At 55.0% G+C, this 18537-nt stretch carries 15 protein-coding genes; 6 read left to right on the forward strand and 9 right to left on the reverse strand.

Features of this window, described 5'->3' with window-relative positions; genetic code table 11:
• Positions 1-486 precede the first annotated feature (486 nt).
• Both AC01ZF_RS11155 and AC01ZF_RS11160 read right to left on the reverse strand, forming a co-directional pair.
• Complete coding sequence (locus tag AC01ZF_RS11155) at positions 487-1242, reverse strand: ABC transporter permease (protein ID WP_424675607.1); 756 nt, start codon at positions 1240-1242, stop codon at positions 487-489.
• 19 nt (positions 1243-1261) lie between these two features.
• Entirely contained in the window at positions 1262-2209 is a 948-nt protein-coding gene (locus tag AC01ZF_RS11160) for an ATP-binding cassette domain-containing protein (protein ID WP_424675608.1), read from the reverse strand.
• A 275-nt stretch (positions 2210-2484) separates the two neighbouring features.
• Here AC01ZF_RS11160 and AC01ZF_RS11165 point away from each other — a divergent pair, with 275 nt between their 5' ends.
• Positions 2485-4332, forward strand: a complete 1848-nt coding sequence (locus tag AC01ZF_RS11165) for an APC family permease (RefSeq protein ID WP_424675609.1) — start codon at positions 2485-2487, stop codon at positions 4330-4332.
• A 62-nt stretch (positions 4333-4394) separates the two neighbouring features.
• On the opposite strand, the gene AC01ZF_RS11170 is transcribed toward AC01ZF_RS11165, so the two are convergent.
• From AC01ZF_RS11170 to AC01ZF_RS11200, 7 genes are all read right to left on the reverse strand, one after another.
• Positions 4395-5255, reverse strand: coding sequence for a PfkB family carbohydrate kinase (locus AC01ZF_RS11170; protein ID WP_424675610.1), 861 nt, complete (start codon positions 5253-5255; stop codon positions 4395-4397).
• A 368-nt stretch (positions 5256-5623) separates the two neighbouring features.
• Positions 5624-6289, reverse strand: coding sequence for an RNA-binding cell elongation regulator Jag/EloR (gene jag, locus AC01ZF_RS11175; protein ID WP_424675611.1), 666 nt, complete (start codon positions 6287-6289; stop codon positions 5624-5626).
• 44 nt (positions 6290-6333) lie between these two features.
• The gene (locus AC01ZF_RS11180; protein ID WP_424675612.1) at positions 6334-7275 is read right to left on the reverse strand and encodes a YidC/Oxa1 family membrane protein insertase; all 942 of its coding nucleotides are present in this window, start codon (positions 7273-7275) and stop codon (positions 6334-6336) included.
• Entirely contained in the window at positions 7272-7676 is a 405-nt protein-coding gene (rnpA, locus tag AC01ZF_RS11185; RefSeq protein WP_424675613.1) for a ribonuclease P protein component, read from the reverse strand. Before rnpA ends, AC01ZF_RS11180 begins: the two co-directional genes overlap by 4 nt.
• Before the next feature lie 92 nt (positions 7677-7768).
• The gene (rpmH, locus tag AC01ZF_RS11190) at positions 7769-7942 is read right to left on the reverse strand and encodes a 50S ribosomal protein L34 (protein ID WP_012616467.1); all 174 of its coding nucleotides are present in this window, start codon (positions 7940-7942) and stop codon (positions 7769-7771) included.
• Positions 7943-8216: 274 nt separating this feature from the next.
• Complete coding sequence (locus AC01ZF_RS11195) at positions 8217-9719, reverse strand: S1 RNA-binding domain-containing protein (protein WP_424675614.1); 1503 nt, start codon at positions 9717-9719, stop codon at positions 8217-8219.
• A 95-nt stretch (positions 9720-9814) separates the two neighbouring features.
• The gene (locus AC01ZF_RS11200; RefSeq protein ID WP_424675615.1) at positions 9815-11905 is read right to left on the reverse strand and encodes a putative cobaltochelatase; all 2091 of its coding nucleotides are present in this window, start codon (positions 11903-11905) and stop codon (positions 9815-9817) included.
• Positions 11906-12260: 355 nt separating this feature from the next.
• Between AC01ZF_RS11200 and AC01ZF_RS11205 the strand changes: the two genes are divergently transcribed.
• The 5 genes from AC01ZF_RS11205 (at position 12261) to AC01ZF_RS11225 (ending at position 18536) form a co-directional block, all read left to right on the forward strand.
• Positions 12261-13340, forward strand: a complete 1080-nt coding sequence (locus AC01ZF_RS11205) for a rod shape-determining protein (protein ID WP_424675616.1) — start codon at positions 12261-12263, stop codon at positions 13338-13340.
• 3 nt (positions 13341-13343) lie between these two features.
• Positions 13344-14252, forward strand: a complete 909-nt coding sequence (mreC, locus tag AC01ZF_RS11210) for a rod shape-determining protein MreC (RefSeq protein WP_424675617.1) — start codon at positions 13344-13346, stop codon at positions 14250-14252.
• Positions 14225-14755: a rod shape-determining protein MreD gene (gene mreD, locus AC01ZF_RS11215; RefSeq protein ID WP_424675618.1), complete on the forward strand. Its 531-nt coding sequence runs from the start codon at positions 14225-14227 to the stop codon at positions 14753-14755. Before mreC ends, mreD begins: the two co-directional genes overlap by 28 nt.
• An 87-nt stretch (positions 14756-14842) precedes the next feature.
• A complete protein-coding gene (locus AC01ZF_RS11220) occupies positions 14843-17146 on the forward strand; it encodes a penicillin-binding transpeptidase domain-containing protein (protein WP_424675619.1) in 2304 nt (767 codons plus the stop codon).
• Positions 17147-17507: 361 nt separating this feature from the next.
• Positions 17508-18536 carry a helix-turn-helix transcriptional regulator gene (locus tag AC01ZF_RS11225; RefSeq protein ID WP_424675620.1) on the forward strand — a complete coding sequence of 343 codons (1029 nt, stop codon included), beginning with the start codon at positions 17508-17510 and terminating at the stop codon, positions 18534-18536.
• The last annotated feature ends 1 nt before the right edge of the window (position 18537 follow it).

Here is an 18537-nt window from a genome sequence, read left to right on the forward strand (position 1 = left end):
CACTCGCGAACCCTGCTGCTTGGGCGGCTTCGGGATGACTACGAAAATAGTCCACCACCATCTCGTAGCGCATCTGCCACGCTGCCTGGATGTATGCCAGCATCAAGATGCTCTCGTCCGAATACTGGATTTTCGGACCGCGGCGGGAGGACGCGGGGAGACTGTGGCGGTGCGACAAACTCACTTGCACTGCCCAATGCGCTATCGTCATGGCATTGGTAGTCTTTAGAAACTCGGCAGGCGGTACCCACAAGCGTTTGCTTAGTCGAGCAGGCAGGCGCCCCAAGTCAATTTCGGCTGGCGTCAATCTCACGCCTGTTGTTTTTGAACGTGTTGTACAATCTGTCATAGGGTCTCTCTCGGTCGTAGTGGTGTGAATGACCAATTCTACTTCCGTTAGAGACCCGCTCCCTCAATTCTAATTACCGAATCCTCTCATAGCATTATACGGAATACCCGCATCGCAACCGGCGGTGCGGGTACTGTTTACGATTGCAACGACCGTCGGAATAGGGCGAGTGCAAACCACATCGTCGCAATTGCGAATCCGGTTAAGATGATGCTGCTAAGCCACAGCGGTATAGTTGGTTCGGTACCAAACGCCAGCGCACGCACTGCATCGATGAGATAGGTAGCCGGATTGATCAAGACAATTGTGCGCATCCATCCCGGCAAAACGTCGAGTGGGTAAAGTGCATTTGACGCAAACAGCAGCGGCAAATTGAAGAGAAAGATCATGCCGTGATAGCCGGCAATACTGCGTGATACCGCTGCCACACCGAGTGCTAGGCCGCTAAAACCAATGGCAAAAATCGCCAGCAAGCTAAGCGCACCAAGCCAACCAACCGGGTTAAGGGTCAGCCGTGCTCCCATCAGCAAACCAACGATCAACATCAAGATAGCTTGGAATAGCGATTTAGTAGCAGTACTGGCTGCACTGCCGAGTAACACACTGAGACGTGGGATCGGGGCGGCAAGATATTCCTTCACAATTCCACGCAGCCGCTCATCTAACAATACCATGCCACCGCCTACCGCGCCACCGAGGGCGCTGAGGGCGACGATCCCCGGTAAAATGAACGACATATAATCGTTGCCACCAACCTCACGGATCATTCCCCGCATGCCGACGCCAAACAGCACGACCCATAACACCGATTGGAGTGCCAGCCCGACCAGTTCCTCGGTCTGCTGGACGAACTTACGCATGTGTCGGGTCCAGATGACATAAGTAGCATACATACCAATCTCCTGAGCAGTCTCAATCGCGCAATGCCGTGCCGGTGTAGTGCAAGAAGACATCACCGAGCGATGGACGAGCTAATGTCACATCTTCCGCGACAAACCCATTACTACTGATCGTCCCTAATACCGCCGGTAATCGCCGACTACCATTATCGACGTAAATCAGCGCAATTCCATCGGCCGGATCGATCTCGGTGCGGTTGACCCCTTCAATGGTACTGACCGTCGTCACCAGATGATCGAAGTTCCCCTGACCGCGTACCCGAATCACGTCTGACCCCAATGCAGCGATCAGATCACCGGGTTTGCCTTCGACGATCAGGCGGCCATGATCGATAATACCGACCAAATCGGCCAATGCCTCGGCTTCGTCCATCGCGTGGGTGGTGAGTAAGATGGTCATACCGCGACGCCGGTTTAAATCGCGGATATAGCTCCAGATATTCACTCGGTTTTGCGGATCGAGCCCCTGGGTTGGTTCGTCGAGCACCAACACTTGTGGGTCGGTCATCAACCCACGTGCTAATTCGAGGCGTCGCTTCATACCACCCGAATAACTCTTAACCGGACGATCGATCGCTTCGGTTAACTGTACCAACTCGACCAACTCGGCGATCCGTTGCCGACGAACTGCTGCCGGGAGACTGTAGAGCCGACCGTGAAAATCGAGGGTCTCGCGACCGGTCAGTAAGGGATCGAGGACCATCTCTTGAAAAGTAACTCCGAGCCGGCGACGAACTTCTGCCGCCTCGTGACTGACGTCATAGCCGAGGATTCGGGCCGTCCCAGCAGTCGGCGGGATGAGGGTAGTCAGGATACTCAGCAGCGTGGTTTTACCGGCACCGTTAGGACCGAGTAGGGCATAAATCTGTCCTGCCGGCGCTTGCAGGTTGACGTGATCGAGGGCTGTAAGTGAGCCGTACCGTTTGACTAAGTCGATGGTTTCGACGGCTAACCGATTCATCGCTGTGACCTCGTTCTAGTAAGCCTACCTTGAGCATAGCGTGCCCACGTAGTGCTGTCAAGTGATGCTGTGAAGATTATCACAGGCATTGACTTTCGTTGATAATAGTGCTATGATCGCAAGCCGAATGTCAATGATGACGGATTACTGTCTGATCGCCCATGCGTCCGACAGCCGACGGAACGCCGACTGCCGCGCGCAGATCGCGTTCCGTCTTTTTATTGGCAGACCATTGTTTGTTTGCTACATTCTATCTATCCAAAGAACCTGTCGCTATGTTTGCCCAGATCAAGCGGATTTTAGTCGGTCGCCCTATTGCTACCGAACACCAGCATCAAGAACGACTAAACAAGGTGACGGCATTAGCCGTTTTTTCTTCTGATGCGCTCTCGTCAGTCTCGTATGCGACCGAAGCCATTCTCACTATTCTCGTCTTGGGTGGTAGTGTAGCACTTGGTCTTTCCCTGCCGATTGCCGTCGCTATTGCGATGTTGCTGCTGATTGTGGGCTTCTCATATCGCCAAACCATCCATGCCTATCCACAAGGTGGTGGCAGCTATATTGTGACCCGTGATAATTTGGGCGATTTGCCGGGATTAATCGCAGCAAGCGCGTTGCTCATCGATTATGTGCTGACGGTAGCGGTGAGTATTTCCGCCGGAGTGGCTGCAATTACCTCGCTTGCTACCAACTGGGGATTCCCAGGCGTGCGCGATTATGCGGTTGAGATTGCGCTGTTATGTATTCTCGTCGTCACGATTGCCAATCTGCGGGGAGCTAAAGAGAGCGGATTGATCTTCTCAGTGCCTACCTATGCGTTTATTGCAAGTATCCTTTCGATTATTGTGGTAGGTGTTAGCCAGGATTTGCTGTTTGGTGTCGAACCGGTGCGGCATAGTATTGATCCAGATATTCCACCGGTCGGTGAGACGTTATCGCTTTGGTTGATTTTACGTGCTTTTGCCGCCGGATGTACCGCATTAACCGGGATCGAGGCTATTAGCGATGGTGTGCAGGCGTTTAAGGCACCGGAGGCGCGTAATGCCTCGATTACGCTGACATGGATGATCGGCTTGTTGGTGACGATGTTTCTCGGAATCACATGGTTGGCCGACGCACATCGAGCCGTCCCCAACGAGTTTACCCACGAAACCATTGTTTCCCAAATTGCTCGTACCATTTTTGGAATAGGGCCGGTCTATGTGTTTATTCAAATTGCTACGGCCTTGATCTTGGTATTAGCGGCCAACACCGCTTTTGCCGACTTTCCCCGGTTGGCGTCGTTCCTCGCGCGTGATCGGTTCCTGCCGCGCCAGTTTGCCTCTCGCGGTGATCGGTTGGTTTTTTCGAATGGTATTCTGGTGTTAGGGTTGTTTTCGGCATTGCTCGTGATTATCTTTCAGGCCAATGAGATAGCGATGCTTCCACTATACGCGGTTGGTGTCTTCACCTCGTTTACGCTTTCGCAGTCGGGTATGGTACGGCGTCACCTACGGTTGCGGCAACCGGGGTGGACACGGAGTGCGATAATTAACGGGTTTGGGGCAACCCTTACCTCGATTGTGTTGGTGATCTTGATGATTACCAAGTTTGTCCACGGTGCGTGGATGGTCATCCTTACGATCCCGGTTTTGGTGATGATGTTTCGCGGGATTAATCTCCATTACCAACGGGTAGCCGAACAGCTTTCATTGAGTGGCGCAGTGGTGCCACCTGAATTGCGACGTCACACGGCGATTGTGTTGATTAGCGGCATTCATCGGGGGGTGTTGCCGGCGTTGCAATATGCACGCTCAATCGCGCCCGATAATGTTACAGCCGTCTACGTTGATCTCGATCCTGAAGCAACTGAGAAGTTACGTAAGCGCTGGCAGGATTGGGGATGCGGCATTCCTCTGGTAGTGCTTGAGTCGCCGTTCCGCTCGTTGATCAATCCTATTGTGCGCTATATCGAAGAGGTTGAGACGCGCTACGGCGATGATGTGATCACGGTTATTTTGCCTGAATTTGTTCCGGCCCGCTGGTGGGAGCATTTACTGCATAATCAGACCGGTATTTTGATCAAGACGGCATTGCGCCTACGAGGAACAGTGGTGACAAGCGTGCCGTATCGGTTGCGCTAGTAGGGTACGCATGAAGTGTCAGTTCGAGTTGGCGAACTGACACTTGCATCCTCCTATCGTGTTCAAGACGTTCCCAACGCGCTGTCTGTCCCCTTTTTGACGGCTGAAAGGCTGCCAGCCTTCATTCGCTGTACGATCTGTACTCGGTCGGGCAGGGTCTCACGACCTTCCACTGCGCACGCTGCGGCAGCGGCAGCAAAACGGGCGGCAATGAACGGATCGCCGATCTCCCAAAGGCGAATGAGAAAAGCTGCTGTAAAGACATCACCAGCGCCGGTAGGATCGATTTCTCGTGCCGGGTATGGGGCGATGTGGTGGGCTTGCCTATGGAGATACATCGTGGCGCCGCGTGCGCCGTGGGTGACGATACCAATCGGCACAGTGCGAGCATAAGCTGCTGCCAGTTCTTCATCACCGGCGACATCTTCGCTGCTGAGTGTGAGGACGTGGAGACGGGAGAGTTCGGTTGCGGTGGGTTGCCAGCGCCGAAAGCGTACCGGTGATGGGAGGGGCGTGTCCCAGTCGCGCAGCCATCCCTGTGCTGTTGCTCCGATAAGTGCTCCAGGAAAAGCAGCCGCAACGTCGGCGGTACATTCGTGTAATACCGGCCCTAACAAGACAATCGGAGCGGTGCGCCAACGGGCTGGGATGTCGGTCATGAGAATTGGTGGTGCAACTGCGTGGAGCCACTGGTGTCGTCCGGTTACGGTATAGCGGTTCTCGAACGTGGAGCTGACGGTGGAGGAGATACTTGACCACGCGATGCCAGACGGTGGTTCTTCAGCACTCGCAGTGACGATAGCCGCTCGTAACCCCAGACGTTGGGCCAGTAGTGCAGCGAAGCGAGCGGTGCCACCGGCGGCAGTTGCGCCGTTCGGTAGCAGATCGCACGTAACATGACCAATGATAACAATGTCAATCATAGTGAATTCAGTGCTCGCGCAGCGAGTTTCGCCTAAAGTCCTTGCTTAGGAAAGCTACTGGTGAGTTGTGGATAAACGCTTAGCTTTGCCGTGAGCGTCGCTACAGGTAGTGCTGTAAGCTGACGCCCACATATACTACGGCCTGTTGTGGGCTAAAGTCTTCTTCTGGCGTGGTCGCAGTGTACGAGCTGAAACCTTTGGGCGCGGCTGCGTGGGTGTTGCCGGTATATTGGTAGTCACGGGTTACAATCTATTTGATTAGTTTGCCAGGTCAATCTTCGGTTTAGGTTTCAATCGCATATATTGACAGAACGTCTATCCCTCGTGAGTAGAGTGGTTCCAGGCAAGGCCAGGGCCGCGCGCGTCGGCTACTGTTTAGCCGGATAGATCACAATCTTACGATTTTCGCCTTCCCCAGAACTCTCGGTATAGATCGTCTTATCATCACGCAGGGCAAGGTGAACGATACGTCGTTCGTAGGCTGCCATCGGTTCGAGCATAATCGGTCGTCCGGTCTGGCGTACTCGTTCGGCCATCCGGCGGGCGAGGCTTTCGAGCGATTCTTGGCGGCGTTGGCGATAGTTGCCGACATCAACCACCAGTTGTGGCCATGCCTGTATTCGTCGGCTTACCAGCAAATTCAGTAAGAACTGTAACGAACGGAGCGTTTCGCCACGCCGACCGATCAAGAGACCCATCGCCTCTTCATCGGCTCCTTCGACGTGCAGCGTAATCGTCTCTTCTAAGTTCCCTTGTGGGCCGGGCACGCGCGAAATTACCGACGTAACGTAGGCTTGAATATCCATACGTTCGAGTAGGTCTTCGAGGATACGCTGCGCAATCGCACTCACCTCTTCAATCGAAGGCTTTTCTTCGTCATCTTCGACGACGGTGACGCGCACCAGTGCTTCGTCACCATTCTCGCCGGGATCGAGCACCTCAATCGCCACTTCATCGCGGTCGCGGCCCAGTTGGGCCAATGCCAATTCAACGGCTTCGGCGACGGTGCGTGCGCTGATTTCAATGCGCTTCATAGACACCTCTCGGTCACGGTGACCGTCTTCCTAAGTAGATAACGTTAACGGCGACGACGAGGATTGGGATATTGGCGTGATGTACGCTGCTCCTCACCACCTGCTTCACCCTGCTCAACCGGCGCTTCGATCAATGGGCGCATGACCGACCAAAAATCGACTTTTGGTGTCTCGGTTTGGGTCTCGGTTGCAGTAGTAGAGGCTGATGCGAGGCTCAGCGCCGATGTAGGACGATTGTCAGGTGGTAAGAACCGCAGATAGTTGGCCAGTGAACCCCAACCCGATGTAAAGTACTGCTGGATCACACCGATCACACTGCTCACAACCCAGTATAGGACAGCACCGGTGGGGAAGGTGAAGGCAATGTATCCAAATACAAACGGCATAATTAACATTGCTTGGGTAAATGCCTTCTGCTGTGGATCTTGAACCCGCGGTGTTGCCATGAGCTGCTGCACCAATTGTAAAACGATCGATAGTACCGGTAAGACGAGATAAGCAAAACCGGCAAACCCATTTGGCCCAAATGCCGGCACCCCCAGGTCCATACCGAAGAACGGAGCACTGAGAATTTGTGCCAGGCGTTCATCTTTCAACATCTCGGCCGCAGCAGCACTCAAATTCACGCGCTGTTCAGGTACCATCAGGTGATAGACAGCTTGGTACACACCGAAGAAAATTGGGAGTTGCAGCAAGAGCGGCAGACAACCGCCTACCGGATTAATCTTATATTCACGGTAAACCCGTAGGGTTTCTTCTTGGAGTCGTTGCGGGTCTTTGCCGTACTTACGCTGAATCTCTTTCAGGATGGGCTGTACTTCTTGCATCCGGCGACTCGAACGCAACGAGCTTAGGGTAAGTGGCAAGATAAAGAGACGGGCAGCGATCGTGAAGAGCACAATGCCCAATGCCATATTGCCGGTCAGTGATGAGAAGAAGAGGAGTAATTGTTCGAGCAACCCAACGAATGCCGACCAGATATTCATGGCGATCCCCGTTCGTTTTGTGGTAGTGAGGTAGGTGGTACTGGTGAAACAGGTTCTGTTTCAGGTGTGAGCAGGCAGGCCTGCCGGAGTAGACGAATAATATCGGCTTGCAACTGGCTAAATGGCGTCTCAATCACCTCTGGTGAACGAATAGCAAAAAGTAGGTCGTAACCGGTGGTAAGTGACGGTAAAAGCAAGCGCACTGCCTCACGAACTCGCCGGCGAGCACGGTTGCGCTGGACGGCCTTGCCAAGGCGACGACCGGTGATGAAACCACAGCGTACACCATCGCGCCGACCCGGTGCGACGGTGAGGGTCAGCCAAGCCGAAGAAAAGGTGCGTCCCGTTTGGCGTACTCGACGGAATTGTGCAGGCCGACGGAGCCGGTTTGCGCGTCGCATAGACAAAAAACAAACGGGCTACCGACTACAGATGGCATACCTGCCAGCCGCCTGTCGCGACTCTGTAGACGATAACCCGTTCCATGCAGTTGTTAGCGGTGCCCGCGTCGTACTGCTCGCCGCTCATCACTGACGGTTAACTTCCAGCGACCCTTGAGGCGCCGACGACGAAGAATTGCCCGTCCGTCCTTCGTAGCCATCCGTGCCCGGAAACCATGCTTGCGACGGCGCGGAATACGTTTAGGTTGCCATGTTCGTTTGGGCATTGTATGTTCTCCTCAGAAGTTGTCGAATTTATTGACAAAACTAGTGCCATTATAATCGTCGCACCGGATCGGTGTCAAATCTGGTCTCTCCTGCCAAGATGCCAGGCAAGGTTTGTGAACATCATGACTTGGGGAGTGGTGCGTGACGGCGTTACCAACCGCAACAGGTTTCCGAGATGGTGTGACCGTAGGAACAAGATGTTGCTATGCTCCTACGGTCACATCATAACGACCGAGCCAATGTCAGGCAGCTTGGGAAGCCGCTTATCGCCTTCTACTCATCGTAGCCGATCTGCTGGAGGGTTCGGCGAATTGCCTCACGCTGACGGCGATTTGAGGGACGCTCCGTCTCCTCATCATCATCGTCCTCATGGCGTCGGCGTCGATCACGGTCACGGCGACTGCTGGAACCACCGAACTTGGTTAGCAGATCTTCAATGGTAGCGTTACCCTCAAACGATACATCATCATCTTCACCGACGATATAGGTGTCGGGGCTGGACTGAGCCGGTCGGCGCTCACGACGCTCGCGTCGTTCACCACGCTCACTGCGTTCACCACGCTCACTGCGTTCACGGGCGGCCTGGGCAGCGGCTGCGAAACGTTCGAGGTTGCCTCGTCGTGTCGGTGTTACCTCTTCTGACGGCTCGGCAGCTTCTTCACCGGTCGTAGTTGCCGGCTGCTCCTCTTCAAGACGCATCGTCAGGCTAATCCGCTTGCTCTGTGGATCGACGCCGAGCACCTTGACCTTCACCTTGTCACCGACTTTGACCACATCTTCAACCTTAGCCACGCGGTGCGGGGCAAGTGCTGAGATATGAACCAGGCCATCGCGCCCGACACCGATGTCCACAAACGCGCCAAAGTTAGCGATCCCGCTGACAGTACCCTCGATAATCTGACCTGGTTCGAGCTGTTGCATGCGCTGGGCGCGCTGTGCACGGCGCAAGCTCAGACTAATGCGGGTTCCTTCGCCATCGATTTCGAGTACTTTAAACTGATAGCGCTCACCCACCTTGACTGCGTCTTCCGGCTTTTCGACACGGCCCTCGGACAACTCACTGATATGGATCAACCCATCTTTACCGACCCCAATATCAGCAAAGGCGCCGAAGGGGGCGAAGCCGGTGATCACACCCTCAACGATGTCGCCAACTTTCAGGCTTGCCAACTTCTCGCGATCGACCTCTTGGCGGCGCGGTTGCGGTTGCGCCGGCTGTGACTGGCGGGCACGACGTGGTTTTTCACCTCGGCTCGGATTGAGCATGGTCAGACTAATCCGACGTGCATCTAGATCAACGCTCTTGACCCACACCTTCACCGTATCGCCGATCTGCACCAGTTCTGACGGCGTATCGATCCGGCGATCGCTCATCTCCGAAATATGGACGAGGCCGTCACGACCAACTCCAACATCAACGAAGATACCGTACAGTGCGATGGAAGTAACCTTGCCTTCCAGCTCCATGCCGGGCTGCAAATCCTTCAGCCGACGCGGCTTTTGCGGTTGCTGCTCACTCACCGGGGTAAAGCTGGCACCGGTCGCCTCAGCCGGTTCAGTTTCTTGCGCAGCGGCTTGTGCCGTTGTTACCGGAGCCTCAGACTCCCCTGTAGTAGCGGGTTGATCTACCGCCTGTTCAGGGGTAGGCGCTACCGCCTCCGCCGGAACCGATGTTGCGGCGACAGCAGCGTCAGCCGCCGGAGCCTGAGCTGCCGCAAGAGGCGTATCTGCCAGCTCGCCCGCAGCGACCTCTTCCCTACGAACCTGATCCGTCATTGCCTACCTTCCTCCTCGCGTAACATACATAACCGTAGTTATACCCTTGGCGCCGATCACTCGTGTGTCCGACGCTTGCCGACCGCTTGGATAATTTATGTGCGCATTTGTTGTCGAACTGCGCGCACCAGACCGTCATCTTGCAAATCTTCTAAGCGATAATAGATGCCGCGAAGATATTCAGCCAATCGTCGTGATAGGCCGCGATCAAAATGGGGATGTTCAGTATCAATGACGATAGCCTGAATCTGACGATCGGCGATCATTTCAGCGATCCGATATGCCTCCTGTTGCGGTGGGAGATCGGAGATAGAGACATTAGCCTGTCCATCGGTTAATAGTACCATCAACGGTACCACTTCTGCATCACGCCGGCGTGCGCGTTCAAGCAGTTCAAACGCTGTCAGTAAGCCGCGTGAGAGCGGTGTCTTACCTCCGGTAGGCATTGATTGCAAGCGACGTTGGGCCAATTCAACGCTGTTGGTTAATGGCAACAACACCCGTGCATAGTCGCGCTGAAAACTGACCAACCCCACCTGATCGCGACGTTGGTATGCGTCACGCAGTAGCGAGAGCACTGCTGCTTTTGTCGCTTGCATGCGCTCTTCGGCGGCCATGCTCCAACTGGCATCGACCACAAAACAGACGGCATTGCGAGTCCGGCGCACACGCACTTTCTGGCGCAAATCAGAACGCTTAATCAATATTTTTGGCCGTTGGCGGTGCGGTGTATCGATGGTGTGCATCAATTCCATCCGGCGTTTACGCTGGTAGATCGCTGCTTCACGCAAGGTGGCATCGAGGGCCAAATCGGTTACGCGCGCAGCTTGTCGGCTCGTAATGTAGCGCCCCTGCTTTCGGGTTGTCCGCGAGCGTGAACGACGACCGGGAGCACGGCGTTGCGTGCGATCGGGGGTTGTTTCGAGACGGCGTGGGCGAAAGACATCACCGGCTTTATGCTCAGTACCACCGGTTGCTTGTTCATTAGCCGGCTTGGCTGTTTCTGGGGTTCCTGCGCCGCCGATCGGTACGGTTGTGGCGCTACCGCCATGCTCGTCACCACCCTCATCGTCATTGCTACCGTCATCGTTCAGATCAGGCTTTTTTTTTACCTCCGCCTGTGCTCTGATCTCCTCGGCCCGCTTGCTATAGTGATCGAGAATAGTAGCCATCCGCTGCTCATCAAGTTTGACCTCGCCAAAGGGCTGGCGTCTCATTCGGTGTGGTAAGGCCAACTCGGCCGCCAGGCGAATATCTTCTGCGAGCAGCATTCGCCGACCACTCCATGCAGCGTGGGTCCGCGCCGTCTCGAGAATAGTCAAATCGGCGCGATGCCCATCTACTCCCATCTCGATACACAAACTTGCCACAACCGCCATATCGCTCCGATCGATCTGCACCTGCGGTAACAGGGTACGGGCTGCGGCAATACGCTGCGATAGCGCCTCTTCGGCCTCGTGCCACTGCTGAATAAAGCCGAATGGATCGGCCTCATACGCCATCCGGCGCTCGATCACGGCAACCCGATCGTTGACATCGGTCAGACCGACGACTTCGACAGCCAGACCGAACCGGTCGAGGAGCTGTGGACGAAGCTCACCCTCTTCGGGATTCATCGTACCGACGAGGATGAAACGGGCGGGATGCGATACGCTTACCCCTTCGCGTTCAACAGTATTGACCCCCATTGCTGCGGCATCGAGCAGCAAGTCAACGAGATGGTCATCGAGTAGGTTGACCTCATCGACGTACAACACGCCGCGATTGACCTGTGCGAGCAGACCGGGTTCAAACCGACGCTGTCCTTCAGTAATTGCGTGTTCGAGGTCGAGTGAACCGACGACGCGATCCTCAGAGGCCGAAACCGGCAACTCAACCAGTCGTGTAGGGCGTACCATTGTGGGCAAGGGACCGTGAGCCAGCCGTTCTTGGCATGAGGCACAGAGGATTGCCGGCATATCAGGATCGCAACTGTAGGGGCAATCAACCACCACCTTAATCGATGGCAAGAGGCGGGTCAGCGCACGGACTGCCGTTGACTTCGCCGTACCCTTCTCGCCGCGAATCAACACACCACCGATACGTGGGTTGATCGCGTTCAAAATGAGGGCGCGTTTCAACCGCTCTTGGCCAACAATGGCGGAGAATGGATAAACCGGTCGTTGCGGAAGATTGGTGATGTTCACGACAACAAAAATCTTCTAGCTCAGCGTGAGCCAGAAGCCATAGCAGCAATGCCGCGTAATGTTGAAAAGCAGCATCTTCATCATCCGACGGGCGAGCCTGACCTACGGCAATGCTCACAGCGAACACGTCCTACCTGCTTGCAACGAAGCAGTATAGCAATTGTGTCACAAAGCCGCTGAAAAGTCAAATGACACCGGGAGTAGGCCGAAGAACGGTGCTTACCTATTGGGCGACGCTCGTTGTCTTTGCCCTTGCTGTGCGTATGCTATAATATAGCGATTCGAGCCGGGCTAATGTTCGGCGTGATCAATACGGTAAGACGAATTCTGGTTGGCAACAGATGGAGTAACACACGTGGGTTTGAACCCTTTTAATACATTTTTCGGTGTATTCAGTCGTGATCTTGGTATCGATCTGGGTACGGCCAACACGATGGTGTATATGCGAGGTAAGGGGATTGTGATCAGCGAGCCATCGGTTGTTGCCATCGATACCCGGACCAAAAAAGTGCATGCGGTCGGTGCGGAAGCCAAGGCGATGGTTGGCAAGACGCCGGCCAATATCGTTGCAGTACGACCTCTCAAGGATGGCGTGATCGCCGATTTTGACGTGGTCGAGCAGATGTTGTCTTACTTTATCAAGAAGGCTCATACCTATGCTGCATTGCCGTTAGTCGATCCGCGGCCTCGCGTCGTTGTTGGTGTACCGTCGGGGGTGACCGATGTTGAGAAGCGGGCTGCCCGCGAAGCTGCGTTGAATGCCAAGGCTCGCGAAGCGTTTGTTGTGGAAGAGCCGATGGCGGCGGCGATCGGGGCAGGCTTGCCGGTTGAAGAGCCGATTGGATCGATGATCGTCGATATTGGCGGTGGGACGACGGAAATTGCTGTCATCGCCCTCGGTGGGATTGTGATTAACCACTCGATCCGTATCGCCGGTGATGAGATCGATGAGGCGATTATCCAATTTGCCCGCCGTGAATACAACTTGTTGATTGGCGAACGAATGGCGGAGAAGGCGAAAATTGCCGCCGGTTCAGCGTATCCGCTTGACGAAGAGATTAAGGTTGTGTTGCGCGGGCGCGATCTGCTGACCGGTTTGCCTAAGGCTATTGAAGTCAGCTCGGTTGAGCTACGCGAAGGTATTGCTGGCCCGGTCAATGCTATCGTGGCCGAGGTGCGGGCTGCGCTGGAAGAGACGCCGCCTGAATTGGTGGCCGATATTATGGAGCACGGCATTATGCTGGCCGGTGGCGGTTCATTGCTACACGGCCTTGATAAGCGGATTGCTGCCGAGACACGCATGCCGGTGCATGTTGCGCAAGATCCTCTTTCGTGTGTGGCGCGTGGCGCCGGTAAAATGGTCGAGCATTTTGACAATAGCGTGTATCAGGATATTCTCATGCGTACCCAAACCACGCGACGGGTGCGGAGATAGCGCATGCGCGATTTTCTCGATGAACGTCCACTGAAGCTACGGCGTGACCGGTTTGGTGACACCAATTATGGTCGGGTCGTGGTGACGGCCATCGCTCTTTTATTGTTGAGCGTGATACTCATCGTATTCGACCGGCAAGGAGTGGTGTCACCGATTCGGTTGTCCGCACGCGAGCAGTTGCAGCCCGTGATTAGTTGGTTGACCGACCGCCGGATGGCGCTTGAGGCATGGTGGGCTACGCCACGCGATGTTGTCACTCTCCAGACTCGAGTAGCCGAACTAGAGGCTGAAAATGCTCAGTTGCGTAACGATGTGTTGCGGCTTGAGCAGGCCCGGGTCGAGAATATTTTTCTGCGCCAACAGTTAGCCATAACGCAAGCTCATCCGTGGCGAGTTCTCGGTGCCGAGGTGATGGTGCGTGCCCCTGATGCAGCTCGTCGGGTGATGACGATTGCGCGTGGTGCCAATGACGGTGTGCAGACGGGGATGGCGGTGATTGGGCAGCAACCGGGCAACCCACCGGCATTGATCGGGGTAGTAGAAACGGTGGGTCCGCATACGGCAGAGGTGTTACTCATTACCGACATCAGTAGTCAGCTCAGTGTGCGGGTTTTACAGCCTGGTGGGGCACCGCTCGGTTTGATGCAAGGTCAATGGCAGCGCGGCTCGCGATTGCGGGTTGAGTTGATCGACCGTAGTGCTACCCTACGGGTTGGTGAGCATGTAATCACTGCCGGCTTGAGTGGTGCGCTCGATCTCCCCCTCGATCTGTCAGCGATGCCGGCAGCAGTGCCAATTGGCTTTATTGAAACGGTACGGCAGGAGGGGCAGCGCCAAATCGGTGACATCCGACCTTTTGCCGATCCCGATCAGGTACGCTACGTGTGGGTGATTCTCAGTCAAGACGAATAGAAGAGCGGATAGCGCGCGAGCTAGGGTTGGCCCTGGCGTTGCTTGTGATTGCCTTAGTGCAGACGACCGTGCTCAGTGGGCCGGGTGGGTTCAGTATTCCGCTCCTGTTGGTGCTGGCAATTGTGCGTGCGCTCGTCGGTGTCAGAACTGCTGAGCCGGTCCGTGGGTTGATGCGCGGATTGTGGTGGGCGTTCTATGGTGGGTTGGCACTCGATGTCTTGGGGACGTTGCCTCTTGGGAGTCATGCAGTTGCTCAACTTATCGCAACCGTTATTGTTGGCTTATTTGCGCGCCGCTTTGCACTCGAACGACCATTAGTACCGTTGGTGGCAGTAGCCGTTGGTACGGTGATCTATGAGGTGATCCTCTTTGCGATCACACTTCCCGCCATGCCTGATTGGCAAGCCTACTTTCTCGTAGTGGTTGTTCCGTCGCTGTTACTGGCGCTCATTCCGACCTTACCGGCAGTAGTGATTATCCATCGTTTGGTGCGCACCGAGTAGCTCAAGGGTATCACCACAGTTATAATTTATAATTAACGTCGTTGGTTGGAGTACGATCATTGTGGCTGGAAAGGCGAATGTGCAGCTATGGCACGGCTTATCGCACTACGCATAGTACTGCTGATCACGGTTATGGTGCTAGTCGCCCGGCTCGCCCAACTCCAACTGGTACAGACCGATGCGCAGCGGTTTGGCGCCGATATTGAAGTTACAACCCGTCGCTATCTGACGAATCAACCGCGCCGCGGAGAAATTGTCGATGCACACGGTACGCTACTTGCCGAGAGTGTACCGATTTACAATTTGGCCGTGATTCCCGGCCAATTGCCATCGGCCAACAGTGCGCCTGCACAACGTGCAATGACCCTCGCCCGTTTGGCCCAGATTGTGGGTCTGCCGTCTACGTTGGTAATTGACCCGGCGAGTGCATTAGCAACGACGCCCAACCTCCGTCGTGATGTAGCTGCACTAGGTGCTTTACCGGAGTTAACCAATACCGACGTCCTCACTATCTCGATTGCCCCTGAAGATACCTTAAAAGCGCTCAGCCTGAGTGAAACCTACGCTTCGGTCGTCAAACTCGTAAATCCGATTGAGCAGCTTCTGCAACAAGCCAATGTACGCCGCTATCAGCCGGTGATTATCAAAGAGGATATTTCTCCCGAACTGGCGTTGGCGCTGCGGGAAAATGCTAACTACATGCCCGGTGCACAGGTGATCGAGGGGTTCCGTCGGCGTTATCCACTCAGTAGTCAGATACCGTCACTCTCGCATATATTAGGATACACCGGACGGATCAACTCGTGCGAATTGGTGGCGGTCAATCCGGCCAGCTCGTGGCTCCGCGGTTTGGTTGACATTACTGCGAATGCACCGATCTGTGGATTGATCACCAAACCGATTGATCCGACGAGTGTCGGCTTGCCACCGTACTTGCCGAGTGATCAGATCGGAAAAGACGGGCTAGAAGGCGCCTACGAGAAGGTTTTGCGTGGGCAGATGGGTATCGACTCGTTGTTGGTCGATGCTCTGCAACGACCGGTCAGTGCTGTGACAACGCTACGCCCGGTGACCAATGGCTACAATCTGGTACTGACCATCGATGCACAATTCCAAGCTGAGGTGGAACGGATCTTACAACGTTGGATTAACGTAGGTGAAGAGCGACGACAGACTGCGCGGGAAGCCCACAAACGGGCCTATGCTCCGATCGTTGCCGGTGTGGCCGTCGCACTCGATCCCCGCGATGGGCGTATCCTGGCGATGGTCAGTCTCCCCGATTACGATAACAACATTTGGGTTGATCCGGCGCGTGCGGCTGACTTGAGAGCATTGCTTACACCGTCGAGTGACGAAGCTCAGCGTGAGCTACAACGGCTGGCGCCTTTTACCAATCGTGCCATTGCCGGCCAGTATCCACCCGGCTCGACGATCAAACAGTTTGTGGGATCGGTGGCGTTACAGCAGAACGTGATTAAAACCGATACCAGGCTGCGCGATCCCGGTCTATTGCGATTGATAGAGCGTAGTGGCACCGAATTTATCTTACCCAACTCAGTCCGTAATCGTGACAATGGACTGATCGATGTACGAGATGCGTTACGTCTCTCATCGAATGTGTTCTTTGCCAGTGTTGCCGGCGGAAACGAGCAGGCGGTCAATCTCGACGAGCGCGCATTGCGGATTAACGGTCTTGGCATTGATGCACTCGTTGAAGGGTTGTCGTGGTTTAATCTAGGTCGTCCAACCGGGATCGATCTCGTCGGTGAAGCGAGCGGGCGTGTGCCCACGCGCGCATGGAAGGCGCAAGTATTGCGTGAGGCGTGGACAACCGGTGATACCTACAATACCGCGATTGGGCAGGGATATCTAGAGGTGACGCCGCTGCAACTGGCGGTTGCTGCCGGTGCTGTGGCAACCAATGGTACGCTCTACCGTCCTCATCTAGTTGATCGGATTGTTGACGAAAATGGGCAGCTTATCCGGCAAATCCTGCCGGAACCGATCGGACAAGTACCGATCAACCCTGAACATTTGGCAACGATCCGAGCCGGTCTCTTTGCTTCGATCACCGATGGGTTAGGTATTGCAGCGCGTGAAGTCTGTTCGGGCTTGCGTATTGCCGGCAAGACGGGCACTGCCGAGTTTGGACCGATCCTAACCACGAGTGATGGTCGGTTGGTGCGGCAAAGCCATGCGTGGTTTGTCGGTTTTGCCCCTTACGAGAATCCTGAGATCGTGGTTGTGGTGTTGGTCGAAGGGGTTGGTGATCTCAACGATGGTTCTTCAACGATTGCTGTACCGGCGGTGACGCAGATTATGCAAGCGTACTTTGGGGTGAATCCACCGGAGAATCCGCCGACGATCTGTCCGGTGTTGCCGCAACCGTAACGTTGCGCAGGCTGGTAGAAGTTTTACCGCAGGGGGCGCAGAGGATCATCACCATCCCCAACCATCTTTGCATCTTAGGTTGGCCCCCTCCTAGTCGCCCCCGCTGGGGGAAGTAGAATGTTAGCGCAAAGGACGCGGAGAAGGGGGTATGCTGTTCTCCTCATATTCCAAGCTTTGCGATCTTAGCGGGTTTTGCGCCTTTGCGTTAGAGTCCTCTGCGGCTTGGCTTGCTTTGCGGCGTGGCGATGGCCCTCTAGTCTCTTCGTGAAAGATCAGTTGCGCAAAACAGTGGCCTGTTGCGATTTTTGCGCCTGCGGGATGCTATGATAGACATATAACGAACAATAGTTTGAGGAATAGTATGGGCAAGGGAAGAGGACTCGCGCGCGCCGAGCGGTTGACCGAAATGAAGCGGCTTTATGTGCAGCGCGCTTTCAGCGATGCTGAGATGGCTGAACGCCTAGGCGTTGATCGCACAACGGCCTATCGTGATCGAATCGCCCTTGAGCAGGACTATCCGTTCGTTGAAGACCCGCCGGGACGCTACCGCATTGATCGCAATCGCCTCCTGTCTGAAATTCGTCTGAACCCGCATGAGGCGCTGTTCCTCTACCTGCCGGCGCGCCGGTTACTACGGCAAACTCACTTCGCCAACCGGCATGTTGTCAATGCCGTGGAAAAATTGGCCGCCTGTCTCCAACAGCCGATGACGGAAAAATTATTACGGCTTTCTCATGAGGTGCTTCATCAGCAAAATTATCCAGAACGAATAGGTGTACTTGAACAGATTACAATGGCTTGGATTGACCGGAAAAAAGTGCGTATTACCTACCGCGCTCTGCGAGCCAAGCGCCCGCTGATTCATACAATCTGCCCATATTTGATCGAACCGGCGTTGTGGAGTGATAGCGTATATGTAATCGCCTATAGCGATGTAGCTAGAGATATTGTGCCATTTAAGCTTGAGCGCATCGAAGATGTGGTAACGACCCTAGAATATTTTGATTTTCCCGACAATTTTGATGAACAACAACTGTTACGCCGTACATGGGGCATCTGGATTAGCGATAGTGAGCCGGTAACGGTAAAACTGCGGTTTTTGTCCGGTGAAGCGACGCGGCGGGTGCAAGAGACGGTCTGGCATCCTTCGCAGCAGATCACGTTGTTACCTGATGGCGGTTGCGAGTGGCAATCGCAAGTGGCGGATTGGCGCGAGATATTACCTTGGGTGCGAGGATGGGGTGCTAGTGTTGAGGTGATCGAGCCGCGCGATTTGCGCGAAACGCTGATGAGTGAAGCAAAAGCGCTGGCCGAACGGTATGGTTGGTACGTTTCGTCACAGCCTGCGGGAACTGCATCGACCACCTTGCGAGATTTCTTTGGGGAGTAGC

It is taken from the genome of Chloroflexus sp., assembly GCF_056331925.1.